Annotated in this window: 22 protein-coding genes; 16 read left to right on the top strand and 6 right to left on the bottom strand. The window is 31.8% G+C overall.

What is annotated here, in order from left to right; all coding sequences use genetic code 11:
* Nucleotides 1–43: 43 nt before the first annotated feature.
* The 8 genes from KPL50_RS21605 to KPL50_RS21575 all read left to right on the top strand — a co-directional run bounded on the left by KPL50_RS21605 (nucleotide 44) and on the right by KPL50_RS21575 (nucleotide 8,812).
* On the top strand, nucleotides 44–1,453 hold the full coding sequence (locus tag KPL50_RS21605; RefSeq protein WP_216300608.1) for a L,D-transpeptidase family protein: 1,410 nt from the start codon (nucleotides 44–46) through the stop codon (nucleotides 1,451–1,453).
* Nucleotides 1,454–1,792: 339 nt separating this feature from the next.
* The gene (locus KPL50_RS21600; RefSeq protein WP_216300607.1) at nucleotides 1,793–2,713 is read left to right on the top strand and encodes a hypothetical protein; all 921 of its coding nucleotides are present in this window, start codon (nucleotides 1,793–1,795) and stop codon (nucleotides 2,711–2,713) included.
* Between the two features lie 379 nt (nucleotides 2,714–3,092).
* Nucleotides 3,093–3,425, top strand: a complete 333-nt coding sequence (locus KPL50_RS21595; RefSeq protein WP_216300606.1) for a DUF3784 domain-containing protein — start codon at nucleotides 3,093–3,095, stop codon at nucleotides 3,423–3,425.
* Between the two features lie 120 nt (nucleotides 3,426–3,545).
* Nucleotides 3,546–5,930 carry an accessory Sec system translocase SecA2 gene (gene secA2 / locus KPL50_RS21590; RefSeq protein WP_216300605.1) on the top strand — a complete coding sequence of 795 codons (2,385 nt, stop codon included), beginning with the start codon at nucleotides 3,546–3,548 and terminating at the stop codon, nucleotides 5,928–5,930.
* A gap of 487 nt (nucleotides 5,931–6,417) precedes the next feature.
* The gene (locus tag KPL50_RS21585) at nucleotides 6,418–6,636 is read left to right on the top strand and encodes a hypothetical protein (RefSeq protein ID WP_216300604.1); all 219 of its coding nucleotides are present in this window, start codon (nucleotides 6,418–6,420) and stop codon (nucleotides 6,634–6,636) included.
* Between the two features lie 111 nt (nucleotides 6,637–6,747).
* Entirely contained in the window at nucleotides 6,748–7,173 is a 426-nt protein-coding gene (locus tag KPL50_RS21580) for a hypothetical protein (RefSeq protein ID WP_216300603.1), read from the top strand.
* 101 nt (nucleotides 7,174–7,274) lie between these two features.
* Entirely contained in the window at nucleotides 7,275–7,400 is a 126-nt protein-coding gene (locus KPL50_RS27600) for a hypothetical protein (protein WP_290443281.1), read from the top strand.
* A 185-nt stretch (nucleotides 7,401–7,585) separates the two neighbouring features.
* Nucleotides 7,586–8,812, top strand: coding sequence for a TerD family protein (locus KPL50_RS21575; protein WP_216300602.1), 1,227 nt, complete (start codon nucleotides 7,586–7,588; stop codon nucleotides 8,810–8,812).
* 329 nt (nucleotides 8,813–9,141) lie between these two features.
* Here KPL50_RS21575 and KPL50_RS21570 read toward each other — a convergent pair whose 3' ends face one another.
* Nucleotides 9,142–10,026 carry a LysR family transcriptional regulator gene (locus KPL50_RS21570; protein ID WP_216300601.1) on the bottom strand — a complete coding sequence of 295 codons (885 nt, stop codon included), beginning with the start codon at nucleotides 10,024–10,026 and terminating at the stop codon, nucleotides 9,142–9,144.
* A 374-nt stretch (nucleotides 10,027–10,400) separates the two neighbouring features.
* On the opposite strand from KPL50_RS21570, the gene KPL50_RS21565 reads away from it, so the two are divergent.
* The 3 genes from KPL50_RS21565 (at nucleotide 10,401) to KPL50_RS21555 (ending at nucleotide 12,216) form a co-directional block, all read left to right on the top strand.
* Nucleotides 10,401–11,333, top strand: a complete 933-nt coding sequence (locus tag KPL50_RS21565) for a N(5)-(carboxyethyl)ornithine synthase (RefSeq protein ID WP_216300600.1) — start codon at nucleotides 10,401–10,403, stop codon at nucleotides 11,331–11,333.
* 100 nt (nucleotides 11,334–11,433) lie between these two features.
* A complete protein-coding gene (locus tag KPL50_RS21560; protein WP_216300599.1) occupies nucleotides 11,434–11,754 on the top strand; it encodes an MFS transporter in 321 nt (106 codons plus the stop codon).
* 30 nt (nucleotides 11,755–11,784) lie between these two features.
* A complete protein-coding gene (locus tag KPL50_RS21555) occupies nucleotides 11,785–12,216 on the top strand; it encodes a CDGSH iron-sulfur domain-containing protein (RefSeq protein WP_216300598.1) in 432 nt (143 codons plus the stop codon).
* Between the two features lie 416 nt (nucleotides 12,217–12,632).
* On the opposite strand, the gene KPL50_RS21545 is transcribed toward KPL50_RS21555, so the two are convergent.
* Complete coding sequence (locus KPL50_RS21545; RefSeq protein ID WP_216300597.1) at nucleotides 12,633–14,060, bottom strand: M28 family metallopeptidase; 1,428 nt, start codon at nucleotides 14,058–14,060, stop codon at nucleotides 12,633–12,635.
* 600 nt (nucleotides 14,061–14,660) lie between these two features.
* Nucleotides 14,661–14,975, bottom strand: coding sequence for an MATE family efflux transporter (locus KPL50_RS21540; protein WP_375372954.1), 315 nt, complete (start codon nucleotides 14,973–14,975; stop codon nucleotides 14,661–14,663).
* Between the two features lie 333 nt (nucleotides 14,976–15,308).
* Between KPL50_RS21540 and KPL50_RS21535 the strand changes: the two genes are divergently transcribed.
* A complete protein-coding gene (locus KPL50_RS21535) occupies nucleotides 15,309–16,826 on the top strand; it encodes a serine hydrolase (protein ID WP_216300596.1) in 1,518 nt (505 codons plus the stop codon).
* 532 nt (nucleotides 16,827–17,358) lie between these two features.
* Here KPL50_RS21535 and KPL50_RS21530 read toward each other — a convergent pair.
* On the bottom strand, nucleotides 17,359–17,529 hold the full coding sequence (locus KPL50_RS21530; protein WP_216300595.1) for a hypothetical protein: 171 nt from the start codon (nucleotides 17,527–17,529) through the stop codon (nucleotides 17,359–17,361).
* A 745-nt stretch (nucleotides 17,530–18,274) separates the two neighbouring features.
* Between KPL50_RS21530 and KPL50_RS21525 the strand changes: the two genes are divergently transcribed.
* The 4 genes from KPL50_RS21525 (at nucleotide 18,275) to KPL50_RS21510 (ending at nucleotide 21,839) form a co-directional block, all read left to right on the top strand.
* Entirely contained in the window at nucleotides 18,275–18,724 is a 450-nt protein-coding gene (locus tag KPL50_RS21525) for a hypothetical protein (protein ID WP_216300621.1), read from the top strand.
* A 664-nt stretch (nucleotides 18,725–19,388) separates the two neighbouring features.
* Nucleotides 19,389–19,817: a MarR family winged helix-turn-helix transcriptional regulator gene (locus KPL50_RS21520; protein WP_216300594.1), complete on the top strand. Its 429-nt coding sequence runs from the start codon at nucleotides 19,389–19,391 to the stop codon at nucleotides 19,815–19,817.
* A gap of 2 nt (nucleotides 19,818–19,819) precedes the next feature.
* Nucleotides 19,820–21,217 (top strand): MATE family efflux transporter, encoded by a 1,398-nt coding sequence (locus KPL50_RS21515; protein WP_216300593.1) that lies wholly within the window; start codon nucleotides 19,820–19,822, stop codon nucleotides 21,215–21,217.
* Nucleotides 21,218–21,488: 271 nt separating this feature from the next.
* The gene (locus KPL50_RS21510; protein ID WP_216300592.1) at nucleotides 21,489–21,839 is read left to right on the top strand and encodes a GIY-YIG nuclease family protein; all 351 of its coding nucleotides are present in this window, start codon (nucleotides 21,489–21,491) and stop codon (nucleotides 21,837–21,839) included.
* A 152-nt stretch (nucleotides 21,840–21,991) separates the two neighbouring features.
* On the opposite strand, the gene KPL50_RS21505 is transcribed toward KPL50_RS21510, so the two are convergent.
* Nucleotides 21,992–22,756, bottom strand: a complete 765-nt coding sequence (locus tag KPL50_RS21505) for an ABC transporter permease (RefSeq protein ID WP_216300591.1) — start codon at nucleotides 22,754–22,756, stop codon at nucleotides 21,992–21,994.
* The gene (locus KPL50_RS21500) at nucleotides 22,757–23,518 is read right to left on the bottom strand and encodes an ABC transporter ATP-binding protein (RefSeq protein ID WP_216300590.1); all 762 of its coding nucleotides are present in this window, start codon (nucleotides 23,516–23,518) and stop codon (nucleotides 22,757–22,759) included.
* Nucleotides 23,519–23,566 lie beyond the last annotated feature (48 nt).

Genomic DNA, 23,566 nt, shown 5'->3' with positions numbered 1-23,566 from the left:
CTGTTTTGAGGTATAATAGATTAAGAAAAGAGAGGGTGCAATTATGGAAACTGCGGTAGAAAAGTCAACAATAAGGTCAATAAAAAAGCGTAAGAAAATTGTTTTAGGTATTATAATTTCTATTTGTACTTTACTTATAATATACTTTGGGATGGCAATATATTTTATGAATCATTTTTATTTTGGTTCTACAATAAATAGCATTAGTGTTTCAGGTAAAAGTGTAGAAGTCGTAAATGAACAAATGGCATCTGAGATTCAAAAGTATCAGTTAAACATAAAAGAACGAGGCGGTATAAATGAACAAATTAGAGGAGAAGAAATTGGCTTAAAGTATGATATGAATGGTGAGTTTAAGGAGTTTAAAGATAAGCAGAATCCTTATAAATGGATTTCAGCAGTTTTTAATACAAAAGATTCTAAAATGATAGTAGGAGTTAAATATGATAAAGATTTATTAAAAGAACAAGTGGATAAGCTTTCTTGTTTTGATAGTAGTAAGGTGATTGAACCTAAAAATGCTAGCTATAAGTATATAGATAATAGTTATGTGATTGTGGATGAAGTCATTGGAAACAAGGGCAATAAAGACATTTTATATAAGAATGCCGTAGATGCAATGACTAAGGGTGAAACAACAATAGATTTGGAGTCAATTAACTACTATGTTAAGCCAACATATACTTCAAAATCTCCAAAGGTAGTTGCCACAAGGGACAAGTTAAACAAATATGTATCTTCAAAGATTACCTATATTTTTGGGGAAGATAAAGAAATTTTAGATGGTTCTACAATAAATAAGTGGGTTACAGTTGATGAGGATAGTGAAGTCACATTTAATGAAAAACAAGTTGAAAGCTATATGGAAGTACTTGCTAGTGAATATAATACAGTTGCTAAGACGAGAAGTTTTGTTACATCATCGGGAAAGGTAATTAATATTGGTGGCGGTAGTTATGGATGGGCCATTAATAAGGTTAAAGAAGTCCAAAATTTAATTTCCATGATAATGGAAGGGGAATCTATAGAAAAAGAACCAGCATATTATCAAACCGCATTATCTCGTGGCAAGGATGATATTGGAAATACCTATGTAGAAATAGATCTTTCAGGGCAACACATGTGGTTTTATAAAAACGGAGTGCTGATAACACAAGGGGATGTTGTTACAGGTAATGATGGATCTGATAAGACTAGAACGCCCATGGGCATTTATAAGATCGATTATAAGGAAAGAAATGCAACCCTTAAAGGTGAGAACTACGCTGCTCCTGTGAATTATTGGCTACCTTTTAATGGAGGAATAGGAATTCATGATGCAAGCTGGCGAGATAAGTTTGGGGGAGAGCTATATAAGACAGGCGGATCCCATGGTTGTATAAATTCACCATACGATGTAGCAAAGACAATATTTAATAATATAGAGGCAGGTACTCCAGTTGTTTGTTATTAATAAATAAATTTATTTAATTTTAAACAATTAGAGAATAGAGTAAAACAAAACTTGAAAATTTAATGCAAACATCAAGTTTTTATTTATACTTTCTAAATAGTGGACTTGAAAGTCTGCAAAAGTCTATTTCAGAGAGAAATCTATGAGGTAGGCTTTTTCTAATTGATTGGAATAATAAAATAGTGCTGATTGACATCTCTGAGATTATAGTGAAAACTGGGAGTTTTACTTATGTAAATAAAGTAACTTTTCAGGTGATTTAATCGTCTAATAATATGAGGGGTGATAATTATAAAAAAGTTAACTAATATTTGTTGTTTACTTTTAGTAAGTTTTAGTATGTTAAGTTTTTCTGGGTGTACTTCTAAGAATGTAATTTATACTAGTGCTGAAAGTGTTATTAACGAGTATATAAAAACATATTATACAATATCTAAAGAGGACATAGACCTTTATAGAAAAATAGAGGAAGGTATTACCAATAAGAAAATTGAAGCTATTTCTGTCAGATTTAAGCCACTATTAGATAACGAATCTTATAAAGAAATTATAGGTACTAGGGTGTCTTATGAAAGAATTAAAGATGCTAGTAGAGGCAAGTACTCTGTAGCTATAAAAAATATAAAACTTGAAAAGTTCACTGAGAATAAAACTAAAGATTTTAAGACATTTGATTACATTGTAGAGCTGGTTCAAACATCTTTAGTTGATAATAAGGCGAAAAATGTAATAGTTAAAAAGGGAATAGTTGCAAGTAAAGTAAATGACGGTTGGAGAGTTTGTATTTATGATATAAAATCAGGTGCTGACATGGAAAACGAACAAGTTGAAACAGTTATAAAAAATTATGTGGATTTGTATTACGAAATTAATAAATATGATATCGCTTTGTACAATAAGATAGTAGCAGGTAATAAAGATAGTACCATACTTGAACGTGACATATTTAATGCTAGTAGAGAGCTTAGTGGATCAATGACCCACGCAGCATACAAAGAACTTTTAGCATCAAAAATGGCTTATGGAAGAATTAAAGAAGCCAGTGAAAAAAAATATTATGTAGATGTAAAAAGTATAAAACTTGAAAAAGATTCTGAAGATAAAGCAAATCCAACTAAGGTATATTATTATGATATAGTATTAACTCAAACATCAATAGCAGATAACAAAGTGAAAATGGTAAAACATAAAAAGCAGATAACATTAGTTAAGGTTGAAGACTTTTGGAAAGTTGAGCATGCATATATAGGTGAATATTAGATGGAAATTGAGGTGAAATACTTTTTTCTTCAATAAATGATGATGAAATGCTGCCATTATTATCTGTTGCAAAAATTTAATAATTATCGTTTACCATTCATCAGTATAATACCAAGCAAGGCAAGCTGTGGCTTACAATAAAAGCTTATTTCATAGAGAAATCTATGGGGTAGGCTTTCTCTAATTGATTGAGAAAATGAAATGGTATTCCTTTACATATATGTTATACTATATAAAGGAAATTGGAAATTAATGCAGAATTATAGTTTGAGGAAACTTAAATAATAGAGTAACGGAAGATTTAGAAAATGTAAGAAACTTAACAAAATAAGCATATTATTAAGCGAAGATTATTTATCTAATGGGAGGGGAAATTTTTATGTCAGGAAATGATATTTCTGGATTAATAGTAATGGCTATAATTGATTTAATTTTTATTGCTATGGGAATTGTATTATTATGTGGTAAAGGCGCTTTCCTTATTGCAGGATATAACACTATGACCAAAGAGGAAAAAGACAAATATAATTCTGTTGAATTATCAAAATTTATGGGTAAAATAATTATTGTAATAGCACTTATTATACCTTGTTTTGCACTGGGGGGAATTTATAATATTTTATGGTTGCCAGTTGTGGGATTAATAGCAATTCTTGGTCTTGTTATTTTTGCATGTGTATACGCAAATACAAAAAATCGGTTTAAGAAATGAAACGAGTTGTTCTACCACAGATCTTAAAAACCAATTATTAAAATTGGATTCAAATAAATATCTTTTGCTTTTTAATAATAGAACATCAAACTATTTTATATTGAAAGAGTGGTGAGTCATATGTCCATTAGCATTAGAAAAAAATTTCATAATTTAATCAAAAAGTCAGAATATAATAGGTATAAAAAAATAGTAGAACAAATAAATCGGCTTAAATTTGATTCGCTTAATATTACAGATTTTCAAAATAAATCACATGAGCTCAGGAGTAAGATTTTAGACGGTACATCTTTGGATGACATAATTATAGAAGCCTTTGCACTTGCAAAAGAGGCGGCTAAAAGAGTACTAGGAATATTTACTTACGATGAGCAACTGATATCTGGAATAGCTATGCATAAGGGAAGATTGATAGAGATGCAGACCGGCGAAGGGAAAACTTTAGCCGCTGTGTTTCCTGCATTCTTAAATGCACTTACAGGTCGTGGTTGTCATATACTTACTTTTAATGATTATTTAGCGCGCAGGGATGCAACTTGGATGGGACCTGTATATGAATTGCTTGGTTTAACTGTGGGTTTCGTACAGGAAACTATGGAAAGGCGTGAAAAGCAGAAGGCTTATGCCTGTGATATTACATATGTAACTGCCAAGGTAGCAGGATTTGATTATTTAATGGATTCCCTTTGCTTTAAAAAAAGTGAAATTATGCTACGTCCATTTAATTTTGCCATAGTCGATGAGGCGGATTCGATAATGATCGATGAAGCTAGGATACCATTAGTTATTGCAACAGACGGGGACCGTGAAGAAGATACTCTTGGTAAAACAATGGAAGTTATTAGGGGGCTGGAACCTAAAGTAGACTATGACAAGGATGAAGTTAAAAGTAATGCCTTTTTGACCCCAAAAGGACTAATACGAGTAGAAACTATGCTTTGCTGTGAAAATTTATATGCAAAAGAAAACTTTAAATTACTTGGCGAGGTACATAATATTCTTCATGTAATTGCCTTACTTACGAAAGATATAGACTACATTGTTAGAGAAGGTAAAATTGAAATGGTAGATAAGTTTACCGGGCGCATCGCTGAGAATAGACGTTGGCCTGACGGAATTCAAGCAGCACTTGAAGCTAAGGAGTGTATTAGCATCCGATCAAGGGGACGTATTATGAATCAAATAACTTTGCAGAATTTCATTTTGCTTTATAAAAAAATTGCAGGGATGACTGGTACAGCAATGGACTCCTTGAATGAAATTACAGAGCTTTATGATATGGATGTGCTAGTAATTCCACCACATATTCCTTGCAAGCGAATCGATTATCCAGATGTAATATTTACGCACAAAAAATCCAAATACAAGGCTTTGTGCTCAGAAATCAAAAGAGTAAATGACACAGGACAGCCTATTTTAGTTGGTACGTGTAGTGTAGCAGAGTCAGAATATTTGGCTGAGGAATTAAACAAGCTAGGCGTCAAATATAAAATTTTAAACGCAAAAAATGATGAACTTGAAGCACATATTATTGAACAAGCGGGTACTCTTTATGCAGTTACTGTTTCAACTAATATGGCTGGTAGAGGTGCGGATATAAAACTTGGGGGCCTAGATGGAGCTAATAGAGATAAGATTGCTTCCCTTGGAGGATTATATGTAATAGGTACTAATAGGTACGAGAGTAAACGAATTGATAAGCAGCTTAAAGGAAGAAGTGGACGTCAGGGTGATGTTGGCATGTCAAAATTCTTTATAAGCCTTGAAGATGACCTCATCAAAAGATATGGTATCGATAAATTAATACCTGCGGTAATTAGACCAAAGGTGCAGGAAGAACCCTTGATGAGTCCCAGAATAGAAAGCAAAATAGATCATGTGCAGAGAGTTATACAGGGCCAGGATTCAGATTTACGAAGAGCATTATGGCAGTATTCCTCTTTCATAGAAGATCAACGACTTGTTGTTCACCAAAGGAGAATGGAAGTAGTATATGATAATTTACCTTTTAACATATTAAGCCTAGAGCAGCCACAGTTATTTACAAAATTAATTAACTACTTTAGTGAAGATACAGTAAATGAACTTGAAAAAGAAGTAGCATTATATAATATTAATGAAGTTTGGGCTGATTATCTTGCTCATGTAGCGTATCTTCAAGATGGAGTAAAGTTAAGCATACTAAGTCGTAAAAACCCGTTGCAAGAATTTCAAATTGAAGCAGGTAGCGTATTTCAGGTTCTACAGCAAGAGATACAAAAGAGAATCCTACAAGATTTTGAAGGGTTAGATATATCAGAGCAGGGACTTATTAGCTTAAAAGAGCGGATAAAGCCACCTTCTTCAACTTGGACCTATCTTGTTAATGACAATTCACTAATAGATTCACTTTCTTCATTATTTGTTGGTAACGTAGTTGCGTCCATGGGAGCGTTTCTTGCTTTGCCAATTCGATTTGGAAATTTAATTTATAGGAAAATTTTTAACAGCAACAAGGGAGTGTAAGGCTTTACATACCCCACCACTGCAATGATTATTTGTTTAATTTTGATAGGTGATTAAGTAACCTATTGATTCGTAATGTACTAATGGCACCATTCAGAGATTAAAATAGAACTTTAAAATATTCAATCAAACACATACTATGTCTTTTTAGCACAATAAAAAAAGGTAGAATCAGTATATAACGAATTCTATTTAACGACATTTCAGAAGACTTTTGTGACATAGAATTGTACCAATATAAAAACCCTACTTATTGTGACGGTTTGCATAAACCAGAAAACCCTTTAATAGAAATATTTTAAAGAGGAAATATTGTAAAAGTCATTATTAATAATAAGTAATCCCATTAATTTAAATATATATTTTTAGAAAAAGGAGTTGAAAGTATGAGCAATTTTGGTGAAAAAAGCGTAAAGTCGGGAGCATCTATAATTTAATTTAGTTATATTTGAGTTAATAGGATTAAAACAATATGGAGGTTAGAATAATGAAGGAGAAAAGAAGTGAATATTTGCGTAAGGTAGGTCATTTTAGGTTTGTAATGCTTAGTATATTTGGTTGTGTTCTTGGTGCTACGTCAATTACTGGCATACAATCTTATGATAGGTATGTTCCTCCATTTTTAATTGTTACTTTAGTTGTAACAGGAGGTATTGTGCTAATTTTGAGCATTGCAATTTTAATTATGAAAAACCTAGTCAGATAATCCTATTTGGGGCTGTCTTAGAAGTGATGAAAATTCACTGGTGAGACAGCCTTTTTCTATTTTTCATAAACACCCTCGAGGGTCGTGAACAAATTGTGAACACAATTTGTTTTGCTACTAATTATATATTATTTAACAATAAATCAAAAAATAAAAGATGGAGAGTATTACATTGATTATTTAATAGGCTTTTATAAAGAGTTTCACGTAAGATTGTTAGTGGGCAATGCTTTGTGTGAGAATCATATTTATGCTTCGCTTTCGCTTGTAGATACTGAGGGGAATTATGTGCCCTACGAGGAATATGAGGAAGAGATACTTAAAATAATTTCATCTCTAGGTTTTGATAAGTCAGGAAATGTTAAATATAGATACCTAGAATATGACTTGAATTTTCAAGATAGATATATTTATAAATTGGTGGATAAAATTTATATGGATAAGTCAGTTGAGTTTATTGGAAATGAGGTTCTTGCTATGTTTAAAACTATAAATAACTCAAGTAAGTTGAAAGGGTTATTAAATAATAGAGTATGAAAAAAGAGTGATGAATTTGCTGAAAAACAACTATTTAGAAGGAAACAACTTTCAAATGCAGAATAGATATATGAAAGACTATTTGAAAGGAGGTCAAATAAATGTCAAAATTAGAAATTCCAAAAGATAAAGACGAAATAAAGCGACAAATTAAAGCCTTACAGAGCCTATTACCTATAGATGATAAGAAAAGTGATAGGAAAAGTAAGCCAAATACACCAAGATGAAATTAAAGCCCTTAAAAAGGCTTTAAGTGATAAATAAGAGATATTAACTATTAATATAATTCACACAGATACCTGTAAATGAAATGAAAACCCTTTCATATCTATACAGTTCATAGTAAGATGTAATATAAGGCATTATTATAAGTTTCAATTATCAAGACTTATCAAAAGAAAGGTGGATATATATGATCCAAGAGTTACAAACAGGTGGTAACACATCTCTTAGTTCTTCAAAAGGCTGTGTTATTGTAACACATGATATAGACAAAAATATAGATGTATCTTTAACAGCTTTTCTTGTGACAGACGCAGGAAAAGTATTAGGTGATAGTGGAATAGTATTCTACAACCAGATGGAAGGACCAAATGGTATAGCTACATTTATTCCTTCTGTAGACAGCGGAAGTACAAAAATACATAAAATTGATTTTGATTTAAGCAAGTCATCAGGAGGTATAACTAAAATAGCTGTAACTTTGACAGAGGGAAACGACACTGGATTTGCAAGTGTGAAAAACTTAAAAGCTGAAATACACGTAGGCAGTGACATTATTCAGCTAATACCCTCAAGTTTCACAACTGAAAATGGTATAGTTGTTACGGAATTGTATCTAAGAAACGGAAGTGCAAAAGCTAAGGCAGTATGGAAGGGATTCGCAGCAGGTCTAGATGGATTATGTTTAAATTATGGAGTAGAAGTGGAAGCAGAAGCAGAAGCAGAAGAAAAACAACCTGTGCAACCTGTTAAGTCTGTACAACCTGTGAAGGCAGTTGTTGACCTTAAGAAGACCAGTGGTAAAGTAAATTTATCCAAAGGCGAGAAGCCTATTTTAATTGAAAAAACTACCCAAATAATAGCATCAGTTTCTTGGGATTCTGGTACAGACTATGATATTTATGCACTAGTATACACTAAGTCTGGTAAACAAATTGATGTAGCTATGTTTGGTGCTAAAGGTGTACCAGTATTACAAAATTTCGATAACGGTACTGTAGAGCATATGGGAGATATAGGGAGAGATAAAAAATTAGGTTGGGGCAAGGCAAAAAAAGAAGTCAGCAAAACAGAGATAATTAAAATACGTTTTAATGACGATATTATTGCAGTAGTTCCTGTAGCTTACTCTGCACAGTCAAATGGTTCTGGTTCTTTCCACAAGTATAAAGTATCTATGTGCATAGATAACAACGCAGGTACAGAAGTTACGATTTCCGCAGAAAATGCAAATAATAATAATGGAATATACACCTGTGTACCAGGCATGTTATTAAATACGCCAGACGGGGTCATAATAAAACCTATTGAAATGTACAGTACTCCAGGTTCTGAGAACAGACCAAAGTTAAAGAAGGCTGCTGACGGTAACATAGAAATAGTTATGGATAAAGGACCGAAAAATAATTATAAATAAGCATAATCTATTAGGTAAATGGTTCTATTTCAGTTAAACTAAATTTATCCTAACTATTAAAGAAACCCCTTTTTACTAACCTTATTTTGATAAATTAACAATTACTTATTTCTTGTAAAATCCATAAGGGTAGCCATTACATCTCTAGTATTTACTGTGCCAAAATACATTAAGACACTCATTTCTTCTGGCGTTATACACTGTACCTATGCCTCCTAGCAAAAAATAACTTCCAGGTATTGTAACGTCCCCCGAGGTCATAGTAAAAACTGGAGATTTTTACTTTCTAACTTATCTTAATTGGGAATTGAATGGACAACTTATGTTTATTATTTGGTTAAATGTATGGTATTTTCAACATGGGACTTAAAATTTGCTAAAGCAGGTGACATATATCCACCTGTTCGCCAAACCATTTGAATTTTTACTAGACAATGAGGGCTACGGACGTGAATAAGTGAAATTTTCTGCATATCAAGTCCTGGTAGGAAGGGGACTAGTGCAACACCAAGATTTGCGCCAACAAGCCCAGCAACGGTCCGTTCTTCAAAAGCCTCAAAAGACATTGTGGGATGGAACCCAGCATCAAGGCACAGTGTTTGAACAACATCATGCAGTGCAGTTTCAGGTCTATAAAGGACAAAGGGATCAGTGGCTACTTCACACAAATTGACTTCCTCTTTGTCAGCAAGCCAATGGTTTTTATGAACAATTAAAAATAATTCTTCATTCATGATTGGAAAAGAACTTAGATTTTTGATTGGTTCTTGCGGTGCACAAAAACCAACATCAATTTCTGCCGACTCTATTTGACTCAGAATTTTCTTTGTGGTGTCTTGAGTTAATTGAAATCCTATTCCTGGTTTTTGTTTTTGAAATTCACTAATCAAATTAGGTATAAAACTTGAACCAAGTGTTTGAATGAATCCAAGTGAGATGTTACCGTGAAAGGGATCCACCATATTGTTAATTTCTTGCTTTGCTTTGTCTATTTCCCACAGAGCTTGATTTGCATGTTTAAGGAAAACTTCACCGTATCGATTTAAGACTACACCGTGGCTTTTTCGCTCAAATAATGGGACTCCTAATTCGTCTTCAAGTCGAGAAATTGATCGACTTAGTGCAGATTGTGAAAGAGTTAGTTCATCAGCTGCCTTTGTAAAATTGCAAATACTAGACAGTGTTTGAAAATATTTAAGTTGATTACAGTCCATAAAAACGATTACCTCCTAAAAAAATAAGTGATATTACAATTATGCATCAAAGTTGTGCAAAACACAATTAGTTGTGCATAATACAAAGTGATATAATAGATAAGTCGCATAGAAATTATATAGGAGTGATTAAGGTGGATAAAGAAAGATTATGGATTAAGGATTTTATTAGTATAATTAGTATCAGTTTTTTTAGCTTGTCTTATCTTTAATATAAATTTATCACTTGATCATAGGGCTGGTATCAGGGCATAGATCATAATTATATTTAAAATAGAAGAATTATAATTAAAACTAAATACTATCTAAAAAAAACGAATGTAACATACTGTTTTTTTTAGTTAATTGAATATTATACGAGGAGGACTGAGTGTATGAAATTAGGATTTATTATTCCCCATTATTCTGGTGAAAAAAGAGTTGCATTATTGCCTACTCATGTAAATAATTTTGAAAATGACATTGTGATTGAACATAATTTTGGACTTAATCTGAATATAAGTGATGATGAATATGAGAAGGTAGGATGTAAAATAGCCTCACGTGAGGCTATTTTTTCTGATTGTCCTGCAATTTTTTCACTTAAATGTATCCTAGAAGATGACTATAGAAATATAAGACCAAATCAAATGATTATTGGTTGGACCCATCCTAACGGATCTGGCAAAGGCTTTATGGAAGCACAATTTAATTTAAAAAATCTAACGATTGTAGATTTGGACAATATTCACCCTCAGGTTTATTACAAAGATAAGATAAAATTAATCGATTGGATCAAACCAAATTTTATCAAAGAGAACAGTTTTATTGCTGGCTATTCTGCTGTTTTACATGCATTATTAAGCTTCGGTATGATACCAGATCACAGTACAAATATAGCAGTGTTAGGTTGCGGGAACGTTTCTCAAGGAGCATTTTGTGCTGTTTCAAAATTTAATAATAACGTAAGAATGTTTTATAGAAAAACTATGCACGAGTTTATCGAAGAACGTGAAAGCTTTGACATTATAATAAATGGTATTGAGATTGATAAAACTGGCTTGCACATACTATCTTTAGAACATCAAAAAAGTTTAAAGAAAAACTGTTTAATAATTGATGCTGCTGCAAATGCTGGTAAAGCTATTGAAGGTACAATCTTTACTACTCTAGAAAATCCCATCTATAACAAAGGAGATGTGTATTATTATGTAGTAAGTAATGCACCATCTATTTTCTACAAACAAGCAAGCCTTAAAATAAGTGAAAGTTTTAGTGAAAATGTTTATAGAAGGGATGTCAATATATTTAAAGAATTGGTTAAATAAATTATATTACAATATCTCTTTATTTACTATATTACAGAATTTGTGCGGAAAGACCACTCCTTCAGGTAAAAAACGTTAATGATAAGAAGCTATTGTACTATTGGTATCAAAAGCAGTTTCAGGTATTATATATGATAGGATAGGTCATAAAGTTATCATGTATCCAGCGGCAGTATGCGGTATGATTGGACTTTATCTTCTATCTATAGTAAACGGCACCCTACTACTTCTTGTTGCAGCAGTATTCTATGGAGCAGCATATGGTTTCTTGACACCTACACTTCAGACAATTACAGTAAGTAAAGTGAGTAAGAAAAAACAAGGGATAGCAAATGCAATATATTCTGTTTCTATATTTTTTATCGTTGTACTAGTTGTACTTTACGCATTTACACTTGGACGTGAAAAAACAGTGAATTAGGGTACTTTTATCATAAAGGAGGAAACTGGAATGAAAGAAATTTCTTTGAACGCTGGAGAAGGAAAGTATCAAGTCTGTCTCCATACATTGTTTTGCGGTAAGGATGTTTCTATATGCATTTTTGGAGGAGATGTGCCTCATATCGGTGCTGTTGCAGTTGCTGTTCCAAGAAAAAGCCTGACAGGAGACGGCAGCGATTCGGCAAGCGTCAGTGTAATCTGCATTACAGGCCATAAAGAAGATGAACTGGCTCGCAGCATCGCACTGCGTCTTAGTTCCAAATGGTTGTGTAATGTCACCGTTTCAGCTGGGATTCACATTGATGATGCAAAAAAGGAGGATATTGCCATACTAAGCAGAAATATCGAAGAACTCATGGGAAAGCTGATAGACAAAGTTCTATGTGCCTGTAAGCATACTAAAAATCCTCCATTCTGTGATGGAACACACAACAGTCTTTAAATAACATTTACACATCAAAAATAAAGGTCTATGTGTTTTATATAGACCTTTACTTTTTATATGAAGAAAAAAAGATACTGTGATTTTAATTTCAGTATCATTTTTGTTTTTCAATTTTAGAACTAAGCATCATTTCATTCGTTAAGTCTTTAGGATAACCTACATGTTCCATAAATCCATACTCTAGCATTAGTTCCTCTGCAATGCAAATCACTTACTCCCTCACTAATCAAGTCATATATTTGTGAAGTATAATAATAATAATAATAATAATAATTCATACTTTCTTCTAAATCTTTGTCTGTCCGAATTGAAAATTCAAGGATTATTTTTTATACAAAGATTGTAATAAGATTTTGTTTGCCTCCATCTTTACTCATGTTCATTTAGAAATCAGAACTACTGATTAAATTTTACTAATAAGCTTTTTTTTCTATATAGTATAATACTAACTTCACAACTTCTGAAAGTCTACTGCCACTTATTTTATCAATAGTATCGTATAGGCTATGATATCCATTTTCAAAATCAGGATGGGTTAACAGTACTGAGGGCACATCTTTTGCAGCAAAACTTACATGGTCACTTCCAGATGCATTTCCGGTAGTATAGTTTATAGAAAGTTCCTTTGCATACTCCGCAAGGGTATTATTGAGAACATTATTTTCAGTGCTGCTTTTATTCTCTGGACTAGCAATTAGTAGTGGTAATTCTCTAGCTGACCCAACCATATCCAAGTTTATCATTACGGCTTTATCCATTGGATAAATTGGATTTCTTGCATAATATTTAGATCCCCATTGACCGCTAGACTCCCCATTGAAAGCAATAAATAAGATTGATTTCTTTGGCCTTACTTTACTTTCTCTTATAATCCTAGCTATTTCCAGCATTGCCGAAGGGCCTGACGCATTATCTAGGGCTCCCACGTTATAAGTTCCATCCATATTGTCTCCAACATGATCGAAATGAGCACCAACAATAATATATTCATCTTTTAATTTTGCATCAGAGCCTGGAATTAATCCTATGACATTTGCTACTTTTGTGTCTTTATCAAATTTATAGCTACTGCTAAAATAAATATGTTTATTTGACTTTTCCGCTTCAACTAATTTTGAAAAGGTATCGCTATCTACAAAAATAAAAGGGCGATAATTAGAGCTATTATTGTAAGCCATAAATGGTGTGACCTTTAGATATTTAATTCCGCTCATGTTGTTAGATAAATCAAATTCACAAATAACTGCCTTAGCACCATAAATTGATGCCAAGTCAACAGGGCCTTCTGGACTACCGGTCATCCAGCTTAATTCGGAAGGTATCAGAAGTACCTTGCCCTCTAGTTTGCCACTCATCCCGTGTAGATTTTCAGTTGAATCAGGCAAAAATAAAGGTGCATTAAGTTCAATTTCAGAAGTTTTACTTTGCATTCTACGAAGCACAAAATTCTCGGCATAGTCAAAATCTACAAGTGTTTTATTAGTGTTGTCAATTATCTGAAGTACAGGTTTATCCTTCAACAAAATTGTAGGCTGTTTATAATTTTGCATATAATTGTCTAAGCCTGTTGGATTTTCAAGACCTATTTTTTTATAACTGTCTGCAATATATTGAGCAGCTAGAGCATTCCCCTCAGATCCTGCTAATCTTCCCTTGTAGTTATCAGAAATAAGTTCTTTCAGTTGATTCATAATATTTTCCTGTTGTATATCCGACTCCTTGAAATAGCTAATGTTTTTTACATCAACAGATTCAGGACTACTTTGTGTACATCCAATAAGTAAATTGATAATGGAAATTACCATGATAAACATTCCAGCGATTTTTCTGTTAATTAACATATAACACCCTCCAATATAATAATTAGGTTGTCTACTTAGTTTTGTAGTATATATTTATCATAAGCTTTAATATTACATACTCAAGCAATGGCCAATCCCTATTGAACATTCATTAACACACTATGGGATTATTTATTTAGTAAATAACTCTCCACACCTGCATATATATCTGATTAATAATTATTATCTCACACGATGGAATATATTGGCAACGAAAATTAAAAGTTACATTTATAATATTGGTAATGGGACACTCACATTAGAAAGTAAAAACTTCCAGTTTTTACTACGACCTAGGGGGACGTAACAATAACTGGAAGTTGTTGTTTGCTATTAATTATTTACAGTGTCATATGCAATTACAATCCATATGCCTGTATTATCTTGATTAGCAAGCGAATAGCTTATTTTTATATTTAAGCTTAATTTTTCTAATATATTGTATATTGAAATTTTTTAATGCTCTTGCACAGAAAAAATGCTGTTAGTGCCGTTGTAATCATATCTGCACAGGGTTGTGAAAACCACAATCCTTCTAACTTATAAAATATGGGAAGTATAAGAATAAGGGGGATTAGCACTATAACTTGTCTTAAAATCTTATGTTTTGAAAAACAGCCCCATAAGTATGATCTGTATATATGCCTTTGTATAAGGGATGGTATTTTCACTTGCCCCAAATAAGATTAAAAATTTATTTAAAAATAAAATTCCAAGAAGGCTAACTATTAATGTTATTATAGTTATAAGTATTAGTGCATTTCCTAAAATGTTTTCTACAGATTCTTTGTTTTTTTCTCCCAGTCTTATTGATATAAGTGCACTAGCACCCATACCAACAAGCATTCCAAAGGCCATTATAATAACTGATATGGGAAAGGTGATAGCAAGTACTGATAGTGCATAGGATCCTATGCCGTTAATATGTCCTATATAAATACGATCTACAATGTTATATAAAGCATATCATTTTAACTAAATGTACTTATATAAAGATAGGTTATAATTTTTTATAGATCCTCATCGCAAAGATATAAGCAACAACTATTATTGCTATACACCTAGCAAAACAAATTGTGTTCACAATTTGTTCACGACCCTCGAGGGTGTTTATGAGCGAAGTGAATTTGCTTCAAAATCTGTAGACGATACATTTTAAGGCGTAATATCATCAGTTATATTAAATTATTAACATAGGCTACTCAAAGATACAAAGATTAATTAAATTGATACAAGGAGCAATCGTATATGAAAAAAACAAATAGATTATTAATAATTTTCAGTATTTTTATTAGTGTAAGTTTATTACCTTTGAAAAGCTACTCTTTAGGTAATGATAATAATGAAATAAATCAACTATCAGGCAATGATAGATTAAAAACAGAAAAATTTATAGAAAAGCAGATGGAAAAGGGTAAAATTCCAGGAATGTCTATAGTTATAGTTCAAGGAGATAAAACTATTTATCAAAAGGGCTTAGGATATTCGGATATAGAGAGGCAAAAGCCAGTTACCTCTAAATCATTATTTGAATTATCCTCGAATAGTAAAGCATTTACCGCGTTAGGGATCCTGAATTTACAAAAGAATGGACTAATTAAAATTGATGATCCAGTAATTAAATATATTCCTTGGCTTAAGATGAAGTATCAAGGTAAGGTTGCTTTAATAACCATTGAAGAATTATTATATCAGACAAGTGGAATACCTGAGAAAACAATAAATAAGATACCAATTTCTAATGATGATAAGGCACTTGAGGAAACTGTAAAAACATTAACAAATGTAGAACTGGATAGTGAGCCGGGAAAAAAATTTCAATATGCAACAATCAATTATGATGTTTTAGGACTAATAATTGAGAAAGTCACAGGAGTAACATATGAAAAGTATATGGAAGAAAATATTATAAAGCCAATGGGATTAAACAATACCTACTTATATAGAAATGAGACTGTTAATGAATATATGGCACAAGGATATAAGATTGAATTTTTAAAGGCACGTTTATATGATGCTCCTGTTTATAGAGGGAATAAGCCAGCTGGATATATTATATCTAATGCTGAAGATATGGCAAAGTGGCTTAAAATTCAAATGGGAACATTCGATGCTAGTAAATTTAGTAAAGAGTTAATTGAAGATTCTCATAAACCTAAAAAAGACGAATCAGATAGTGGCTCGTACTATGCTAGTGGATGGTATGTTCGTGAAAAAGACGATGTAGTAATTTATCATCCAGGAGGGAATCCTAATTATTCTTCATTTATAGTGTATAACCCAGAAAAAAAGATTGGAGTTGCAGTGCTTTCCAATATTAATTCGTCATATGTAGCAGCAGTTGCAGACGGTATTTATGGAATATTGCAAGGAAAAGATTATAGCAGAGATATAATGGATTTAAATAAAAATACTGATGTTATTTCTATTTTAATTATATGTATTGCAAATGTAATGCTTCTAATTACCTTATATTTTATGCTTAAAACTTTTAGACAGATATTGAGAAAAGAAAGAAAGTATTATAAAAAATCTATAAGAAGCATTTTTAAAATTAGTTTATCTTTGATTTTCATTATTGGATTAAGTTATTGTTTATATCTAATTCCATATATGTTTTATGGGGGACCATCATGGGAATTTGTTTATGTATGGCTTCCTAAAAGTATAAAAATTGCACTTTATTGTGGATATATAAGCATTTGGTTAGTGTACATATATTTATTTATTACAAGTTTTTATAAAAAAGTTACAGATGTATGCTAATTATTTACTCAAATTGATAGGTTCTTATAGAACGATGTGATTTTAGAAAATGCTCCGTTTGATCTGCATTTAATTTAGGAAACTCTTTCGTTAATTCAAACTTTTCTTAAAAAGTGAATTAAGGGAAGCCTCTTTTTACTTTAAGTTTGTTTGGTTATATATAGATATTATTAATATATCTATTGTAAATACATACTTATATATAAGAAGATGAAACTATAGTAGTCTTAGATATATCAACATAATATAACATAAAGTGTAAAGTATTATGAATAATACTTTGCATACAATAGGAAATCGAAAGTAAGAATCTAAATAAAAACATTAGATAAAATCAATATTATAAAGTGAGTGTATTAGATATGGGGGATAATTTATTTTGAATTACAACGAAATATATTTTTGAACTGCGACGTAAGAATGCCGTAAAATTCAATTGAATAATACGGTATTTTTAAGGGATTATTCGGTTTTATTAGTTGTGACGCATAAGAAGAAACATGCGAAGTAATCTTCAATATAACTATGGAAACTAACCCATAGTTATATTAAAAATAGATAATAAAATAAATGCTGCTAAAATGCACCCTACAGCAGTATTTAATTCTGTATTTTCTCCACTCTTTACTTTTTTCATAATAGAAACGGTGTTACCATACAGTAACATTACTGCAATAATCGAACCATAGTAAAAAACAGCCAAAATATCACCTCCTCTTATTCATAAACATAAAACTGATATTTTAAAACCACCATTAATCATTAATATGGGTTCATTTGCTTCGATATATTTTACAAATTCAACCTAACTCTATATAAATTATATCATATTATACATATTTATACAAAGATAGAATTCTATAATAGTACATATTTTGATTTTTAATACCATATTATTCAATTTTCAAAGACCCTTGTTCGTGCCTCCAATATCAATAGTTACGTCGTCTAATTCTCAGGATGCGTAGTACATGGACATAAGGTGTATATATAGAGCTTAGTCTAAAGGTATTAAGTATCCAGATGATTCATTGTTGTATTACATTTTTGTGCATCTTCATGTTATAATAAAAATGCCGAAACACTTTTGTGTCACATGGTGGTGGCTTACTGTGTCTGATGATGGCTGGCTTAATTTTATTAGCATTAAATACTGTTAACAGTTTTATAACTGGAAGCTTATATTTGCTACATTATTTTTCGCAAGGGATAATAACCGTGATTATTATAATTTTTTTTAAAGCGAGATTTCAAATATAATAAAGAATAAATATGAAATATTTGTAATAGTATTGATAGCAATAATGCTAATGACGATGTATATAAGAAACTGAAAAGTATAAAATTTAAAAGTAAAATATATTTTGTTCGGTATGATAAAGAAATTATATTAGATGAGAGCAAAAACATTCATATAGAATGCGGACTATTATAGAAGGGGAATAGAAATGAAGAAGAAGGGAAATAATGGTCTTTACGTTGAAAATCCTACAGTAGGGTATCAAGAGTCACAAGAACAACCAACATATGACAGGAAGGTAGAACCATACAATAAAAAGGAGGATCCTTTTTATGAGAGGAAAGAATCCTATAATACTTATAAAGACTCTTATGATGAACAGGATGGCGTTTATAATGAGGAAGAGGTTGATGCAAATGACGAAGAATCTTATTACGAAGAGGAAGAGATTTATAACGAGAAGGCAGGTACAAAAGTAAAACAAGTTAGAACGTATGGTAATCCACTTTTCGTAGTGGGAATTTTATATGCTTTTTGGCCGTTAGGGTTATATTGGATGTGGAAATACAAAGTATATAATAAGACTGCTCGTATCGTACTATCTATTGTAATACCAATTTTCGGTACGTTAAGGTTGATAGCACGTTTTACTGATTAAAAGAATTATATAGAAAGCTTATATCATCCTCTATAATCTGGGGTTCAAATAGGTATTGGATCCATATAAAAGTCATGAAGTGACCCAATTGCTACTTGCTAACAATTTGTTCATGTCCCCCGGGGGCAATGTCATCAAGTTAGCCTTCAAATAACTTACAATTAAGGCCCTAATTAAAAAAATGGATAAAACCTCAATATTATAGAGTCATATATATTGAGGTTATAGTTGAAATTAAATCTAATATACTAAAAACTTAAAATTACTACATTTTGGTTTTATAAACATTCGACATTGCAAATATCACCAATTTATATGTAACTTCAATAGACCTTCAGTTATTTTGACTGAATGCCCTGTTGAAGTTGCATTTTTAATTAGGCTATAGTTTCATGTATACCAGTTATAGGGGTGCTAAGTTATTCGTCAAATCATAGAAAATATTTATTAGCAACAAGTTTGATTTTATGGTTGGGGGTAATAATTGGTTCGGCAATAAAGTATTTTTGTAAAGAGAAATCTAATATATCACAGTAGAAAACTGGTGCCCTTGGTGGAACAACGGGACGCCTTACTTATATTGATTGCTGCAAATAATAGTTGCCTAAGAAACTAGTATGAAGTATAATAGTTTCTTAGGCAACTATTATTCTAGGAGGAAGATATGCGCAAAATAATAGGAAGAAATATTTCAATATTATATAGAAATCAAAATAATTTTGTAGATGTTAAGCTAAAAAAATACAATCTAAATAAAGTTCAAGCGGAAGTATTGTTATTTTTAAGGGGTAATAACGGGGCTAACCTAACCGAAATAAATGAATTGTTTTTATTTAATAAGGCCACTATAACAAAAATAATCACCCATCTTGAAAAATATAATTATGTTAATAGAGTAGTTAGTGAAAGTGATAGACGAGAAAAGGGTATATATCTAACCGATAAGGGAACAAATATATTTCCTAGCATTACAGAAGTCTTGAAAGAATGGGAAGGTATTCTTATTGATAACATTTCTAATGCTGATATTGAAAAAATAAGAAGTATACTAGCCAAAATGGTAGATAATATAACCAAATTGAAGGAGAATTAACAATGAAAGAAAATATGTATAAACTAGGGAATATGGATATAAAGAAACTGATTATAAAAATGTCATTGCCAGCAATGTTGTCGATGATTGTGCAAGCGCTATATAATGTTGTAGACAGTATATTTGTAGCAAAAATATCAGAGCAGGCGCTTACGGCTTTATCCATAGCTTTTCCAATACAATTAATAATAGTATCAATATTTGTGGGGCTAGGCCTCGGGATTAACTCATTTATGTCAAGAAAGCTAGGCGCGGGGAACAAAAATGATGCAATAAACACGGCGGAACATGGTTTTGCAATAGGTATTATATTGTGGATTATCCTAGCGATTTGTTCGGTATTTGTACCCCAAATGTTTTCTAAGCTTTTTACTGACGACCCTGTTATTATTAATTATGCAGTACAGTATACTAGAATTATTATGATGTTTTCATTTGGTAGCATTATATCAGAAGTGTGTATGAATATTTTAAGATCTACTGGTGACATGTTAAGTTCTATGAGAATACAATTATTAGGTGCCATAACCAACATTGTTCTTGATCCAATTCTAATTTTTGGATTGTTATTTTTTCCTGAATTAGGTGTGCAGGGGGCAGCAATAGCAACGGTTATTGGACAGATAAGTGCCATGCTATATGCACTTAAACTCGTACTTAGAAACAAAAATGGACTAAAATTAAATTTAAAGAAATTTCATTATAGTAGCAACATTACAGGTGAAATATTCAAAGTTGGAATTCCGGCTATGTTTATGCAAATATTGGGATCCGTAATGGTATCTGGTATCAATTTGATTTTAGCAGGATTTTCTGGAACTGCTGTTGCAGTATTTGGTGCGTACTTCAAATTACAGTCTTTTATATATATGCCTGTATTCGGTTTGACACAGGGGATCATGCCTATAGTTGGCTATAATTATGGCGCGAAAAATAAGCATCGGGTACTGGAAGCTGTCAAGTATGGTTGCATATTTGCATGCGCCATAATGCTTATTGGTACGACTGTATTTGTAATATTTCCAAGACAACTGCTTATGCTATTTAACAGTACACCACAGATGGATGCAATAGGGATTGAGTGTTTGAGAATTATCAGTATAGGTTTTGTGTTTTCTGGGATATCAATAGTTCTTTCTACGGTTTTTCAAGCGTTTGGCAAAGCAAAAGTAAGCCTTATTATATCTTTTGCAAGACAGATTATTATTTTATTACCATTGACATTTATTCTAAGTAAATTAATTGGATTAGCTGGAATATGGATAGCGTTTCCAATATCAGAAGTAGTTTCTTTAATAATTTCTGGGTACTTTGCAATTAAAGTATATAGAGAAAAAATTCGAGATCTAGAGGGCGAAATACAAGTTGCTAGTAACTGCGATTTGATAGAAGAGATATAAAGCATCCATCAAATAATGTAGATATTTATTCTGAAAGTTACTCGGTCTTGTCAAAAACCGTAAAATTCAGTTTAGAATATTACGTTTTTTTTAGTTCGTAATTCGAATAATAATGATGAGATCAGCCCTGGTGAGTGAGGCAGTAATTTTGCAAAATAGCTTAGCCCATTGCCCATGACAATAAATCTGAATTCTCTACTTGGTAGACTACGAATACTTAATCAGAGCCAGTAACGGCAGTAAATATTATAAGAATTGTGAGAGGAATATTATGAGCAATATTAAAAAGAAAGAACTTATAAATAACTATAAGCAGCAAGAAATAGAAATGGGTATAATTCAAATATATAATACTATTACTGGATATTCTTTAGTAGATATATCAGTGAATTTATATAAGCCTTTTGAATCAATTAAATTTAAGCTAAGTATTGGCAGGTATAAATTAAAGCAGTTACAAGTGGATTGGGATACTTATGGAGAAAAATCTTTTGAATTTAAAGTTCTGGAAAGACTTAAACCTAATGAGCCTTCAACAGAAAAAGAAAAAACTGATGATTTAAAAGAGCTTTTAAAAATCTATATTGATAGTCAAAGCGAGATTCTAAAATTGTATAAGTAAGTTACCAAGTTTGTCCATTACTATTCGTCATCAGAATTATAGTTTCCACATGCGTGAAAACATAGTATCTATATAATTACGCAAAAGGTTATTGATATAATAACCTTTTGGCGAAACAACTTCTAAAATAAATGTACTTATATAAAGATAGCTTATAATTTTTTATAGATCCTCATTGCAAAGATATAAGCAACAACCATTATTGCTATACACCAAGCAAGGGCAAACCAGATATCATTTCCTACTGGTTGGACTCCTAATAAATTACGAATAGCTTCTACGATAGGCGTTACAGGTTGATTTTCAGCAAAAGCACGTACTGCTGAAGGCATAGTATCTGTTGGTACAAAGGTAGAACTGATAAATGGTAAGAAGATGATTGGGTATGCGAATGCGCCTGCACCATCTGGTGTTTTAGCAGCAAGTCCTGCAATTACAGCAATCCAAGTCAAAGCAAGTGTAAAGATCCCAAGAATTCCAAACACCGCGAGCCACTCTAAGATTCCTGCGCAGGAACGGAAACCCATTAATAATGCAACAAGTATAATCACTACTATAGAAATTCCATTAGAAATTAATGAGGTTAATACATGCCCCCATAAAACTGTAGAACGAGCGATAGGCATAGAGTGAAAACGTTCAAGGATACCACGTTGTTTATCTGTAAACAAACGGTACGCTACATATGCGATCCCACTACCAATAGTCATTAACATTATACCGGGTAATAGATAATCAACATAATTTTCTGTACCTGTTTCGATTGCACCACCAAATACATAAACGAATAATAACATCATTGCAATTGGTGTGATACTAACTGTAATAATTGTATCCATACTTCTAAAAATATGACGCATAGAACGTCCAAACATAACACTCATATCTTTGAAAAAATATTTATTTGTAGATTCCATTTATTTCTCCTCCTTTTTACCAATGATTATTAGGAATATTTCTTCTAATGTAGGTTGTTTTTCAACATATTCAACTTTTGTAGGTGGGAATAATTTTTTCAATCCTTCTAGTGTATCTAGAGCAATGATTTTTCCACCATGAAGAATGGCGATTTTATCTGCAAGTTGCTGCGCTTCCTCTAAATGTTGAGTCGTTAAGAATACTGTAGTTCCTGCAGTTGATAACTCTTTTACAATCTTCCAAACTTCTAAACGTGCTTCTGGATCAAGACCTGTCGTTGGCTCATCTAGGAAAATAATCTTTGGATTTCCCACAAGACTCATTGAGATATCAATTTTTCTTTTCATACCTCCTGAGTAAGTACCCACTCTGCGGTCTGCAGCCTCTGACATACCAAAACGATTAATTAACTCATCTGCTACTCCATTTGGATTTTTAAGATGTCTAAGTTTTGCTATCATTTGAAGATTTTCACGTCCAGTCAAAATTTCATCAATAGCAGCAAACTGACCAGTAAGACTGATAGAACCTCTAATCTTCCCTGGATTTTTTTCAATATCAAAACCATTGATCACAACACTTCCAGCATCTGCCTTAAGTAAAGTAGCCATGATTCTAATCATCGTTGTTTTTCCGGCTCCATTGGAACCTAGTAATACAAAGATACCTCCCTGCTCTACTTCAAAAGCTACTCCTTTGAGTACTTCTACATCTTTGAAAGATTTCTTTACCCCTTTAATTTGTATGATATTTTTTTTCATTTTATTTTCCTCCTCTACAATATAGTAACCTTACTCAAATATCCGTCT

Source organism: Clostridium sp. CF012 (genome assembly GCF_018861755.1).
Lineage (GTDB): Bacteria > Bacillota > Clostridia > Clostridiales > Clostridiaceae > Clostridium_AD.
The sequence above is the reverse complement of the archived record's forward strand: the minus strand, read 5'-3'. Positions and strand labels throughout refer to the sequence as shown.

Coding starts and splice junctions, on each gene's coding strand:
- KPL50_RS21555 (WP_216300598.1), top strand. CDS start 11,785: ATGAAAGAAATTTCTTTGAACGCTGGAGAAGGAAAGTATCAAGTCTGT.
- KPL50_RS21565 (WP_216300600.1), top strand. CDS start 10,401: ATGAAATTAGGATTTATTATTCCCCATTATTCTGGTGAAAAAAGAGTT.
- KPL50_RS21545 (WP_216300597.1), bottom strand. CDS start 14,060: ATGTTAATTAACAGAAAAATCGCTGGAATGTTTATCATGGTAATTTCC.
- KPL50_RS21525 (WP_216300621.1), top strand. CDS start 18,275: ATGAAGAAGAAGGGAAATAATGGTCTTTACGTTGAAAATCCTACAGTA.
- KPL50_RS21595 (WP_216300606.1), top strand. CDS start 3,093: ATGTCAGGAAATGATATTTCTGGATTAATAGTAATGGCTATAATTGAT.
- KPL50_RS21500 (WP_216300590.1), bottom strand. CDS start 23,518: ATGAAAAAAAATATCATACAAATTAAAGGGGTAAAGAAATCTTTCAAA.
- KPL50_RS21515 (WP_216300593.1), top strand. CDS start 19,820: ATGAAAGAAAATATGTATAAACTAGGGAATATGGATATAAAGAAACTG.
- KPL50_RS21505 (WP_216300591.1), bottom strand. CDS start 22,756: ATGGAATCTACAAATAAATATTTTTTCAAAGATATGAGTGTTATGTTT.
- KPL50_RS21510 (WP_216300592.1), top strand. CDS start 21,489: ATGAGCAATATTAAAAAGAAAGAACTTATAAATAACTATAAGCAGCAA.
- secA2 (WP_216300605.1), top strand. CDS start 3,546: ATGTCCATTAGCATTAGAAAAAAATTTCATAATTTAATCAAAAAGTCA.
- KPL50_RS21575 (WP_216300602.1), top strand. CDS start 7,586: ATGATCCAAGAGTTACAAACAGGTGGTAACACATCTCTTAGTTCTTCA.
- KPL50_RS21600 (WP_216300607.1), top strand. CDS start 1,793: ATGTTAAGTTTTTCTGGGTGTACTTCTAAGAATGTAATTTATACTAGT.
- KPL50_RS21605 (WP_216300608.1), top strand. CDS start 44: ATGGAAACTGCGGTAGAAAAGTCAACAATAAGGTCAATAAAAAAGCGT.
- KPL50_RS21570 (WP_216300601.1), bottom strand. CDS start 10,026: ATGGACTGTAATCAACTTAAATATTTTCAAACACTGTCTAGTATTTGC.
- KPL50_RS27600 (WP_290443281.1), top strand. CDS start 7,275: ATGTCAAAATTAGAAATTCCAAAAGATAAAGACGAAATAAAGCGACAA.
- KPL50_RS21585 (WP_216300604.1), top strand. CDS start 6,418: ATGAAGGAGAAAAGAAGTGAATATTTGCGTAAGGTAGGTCATTTTAGG.
- KPL50_RS21520 (WP_216300594.1), top strand. CDS start 19,389: ATGCGCAAAATAATAGGAAGAAATATTTCAATATTATATAGAAATCAA.
- KPL50_RS21535 (WP_216300596.1), top strand. CDS start 15,309: ATGAAAAAAACAAATAGATTATTAATAATTTTCAGTATTTTTATTAGT.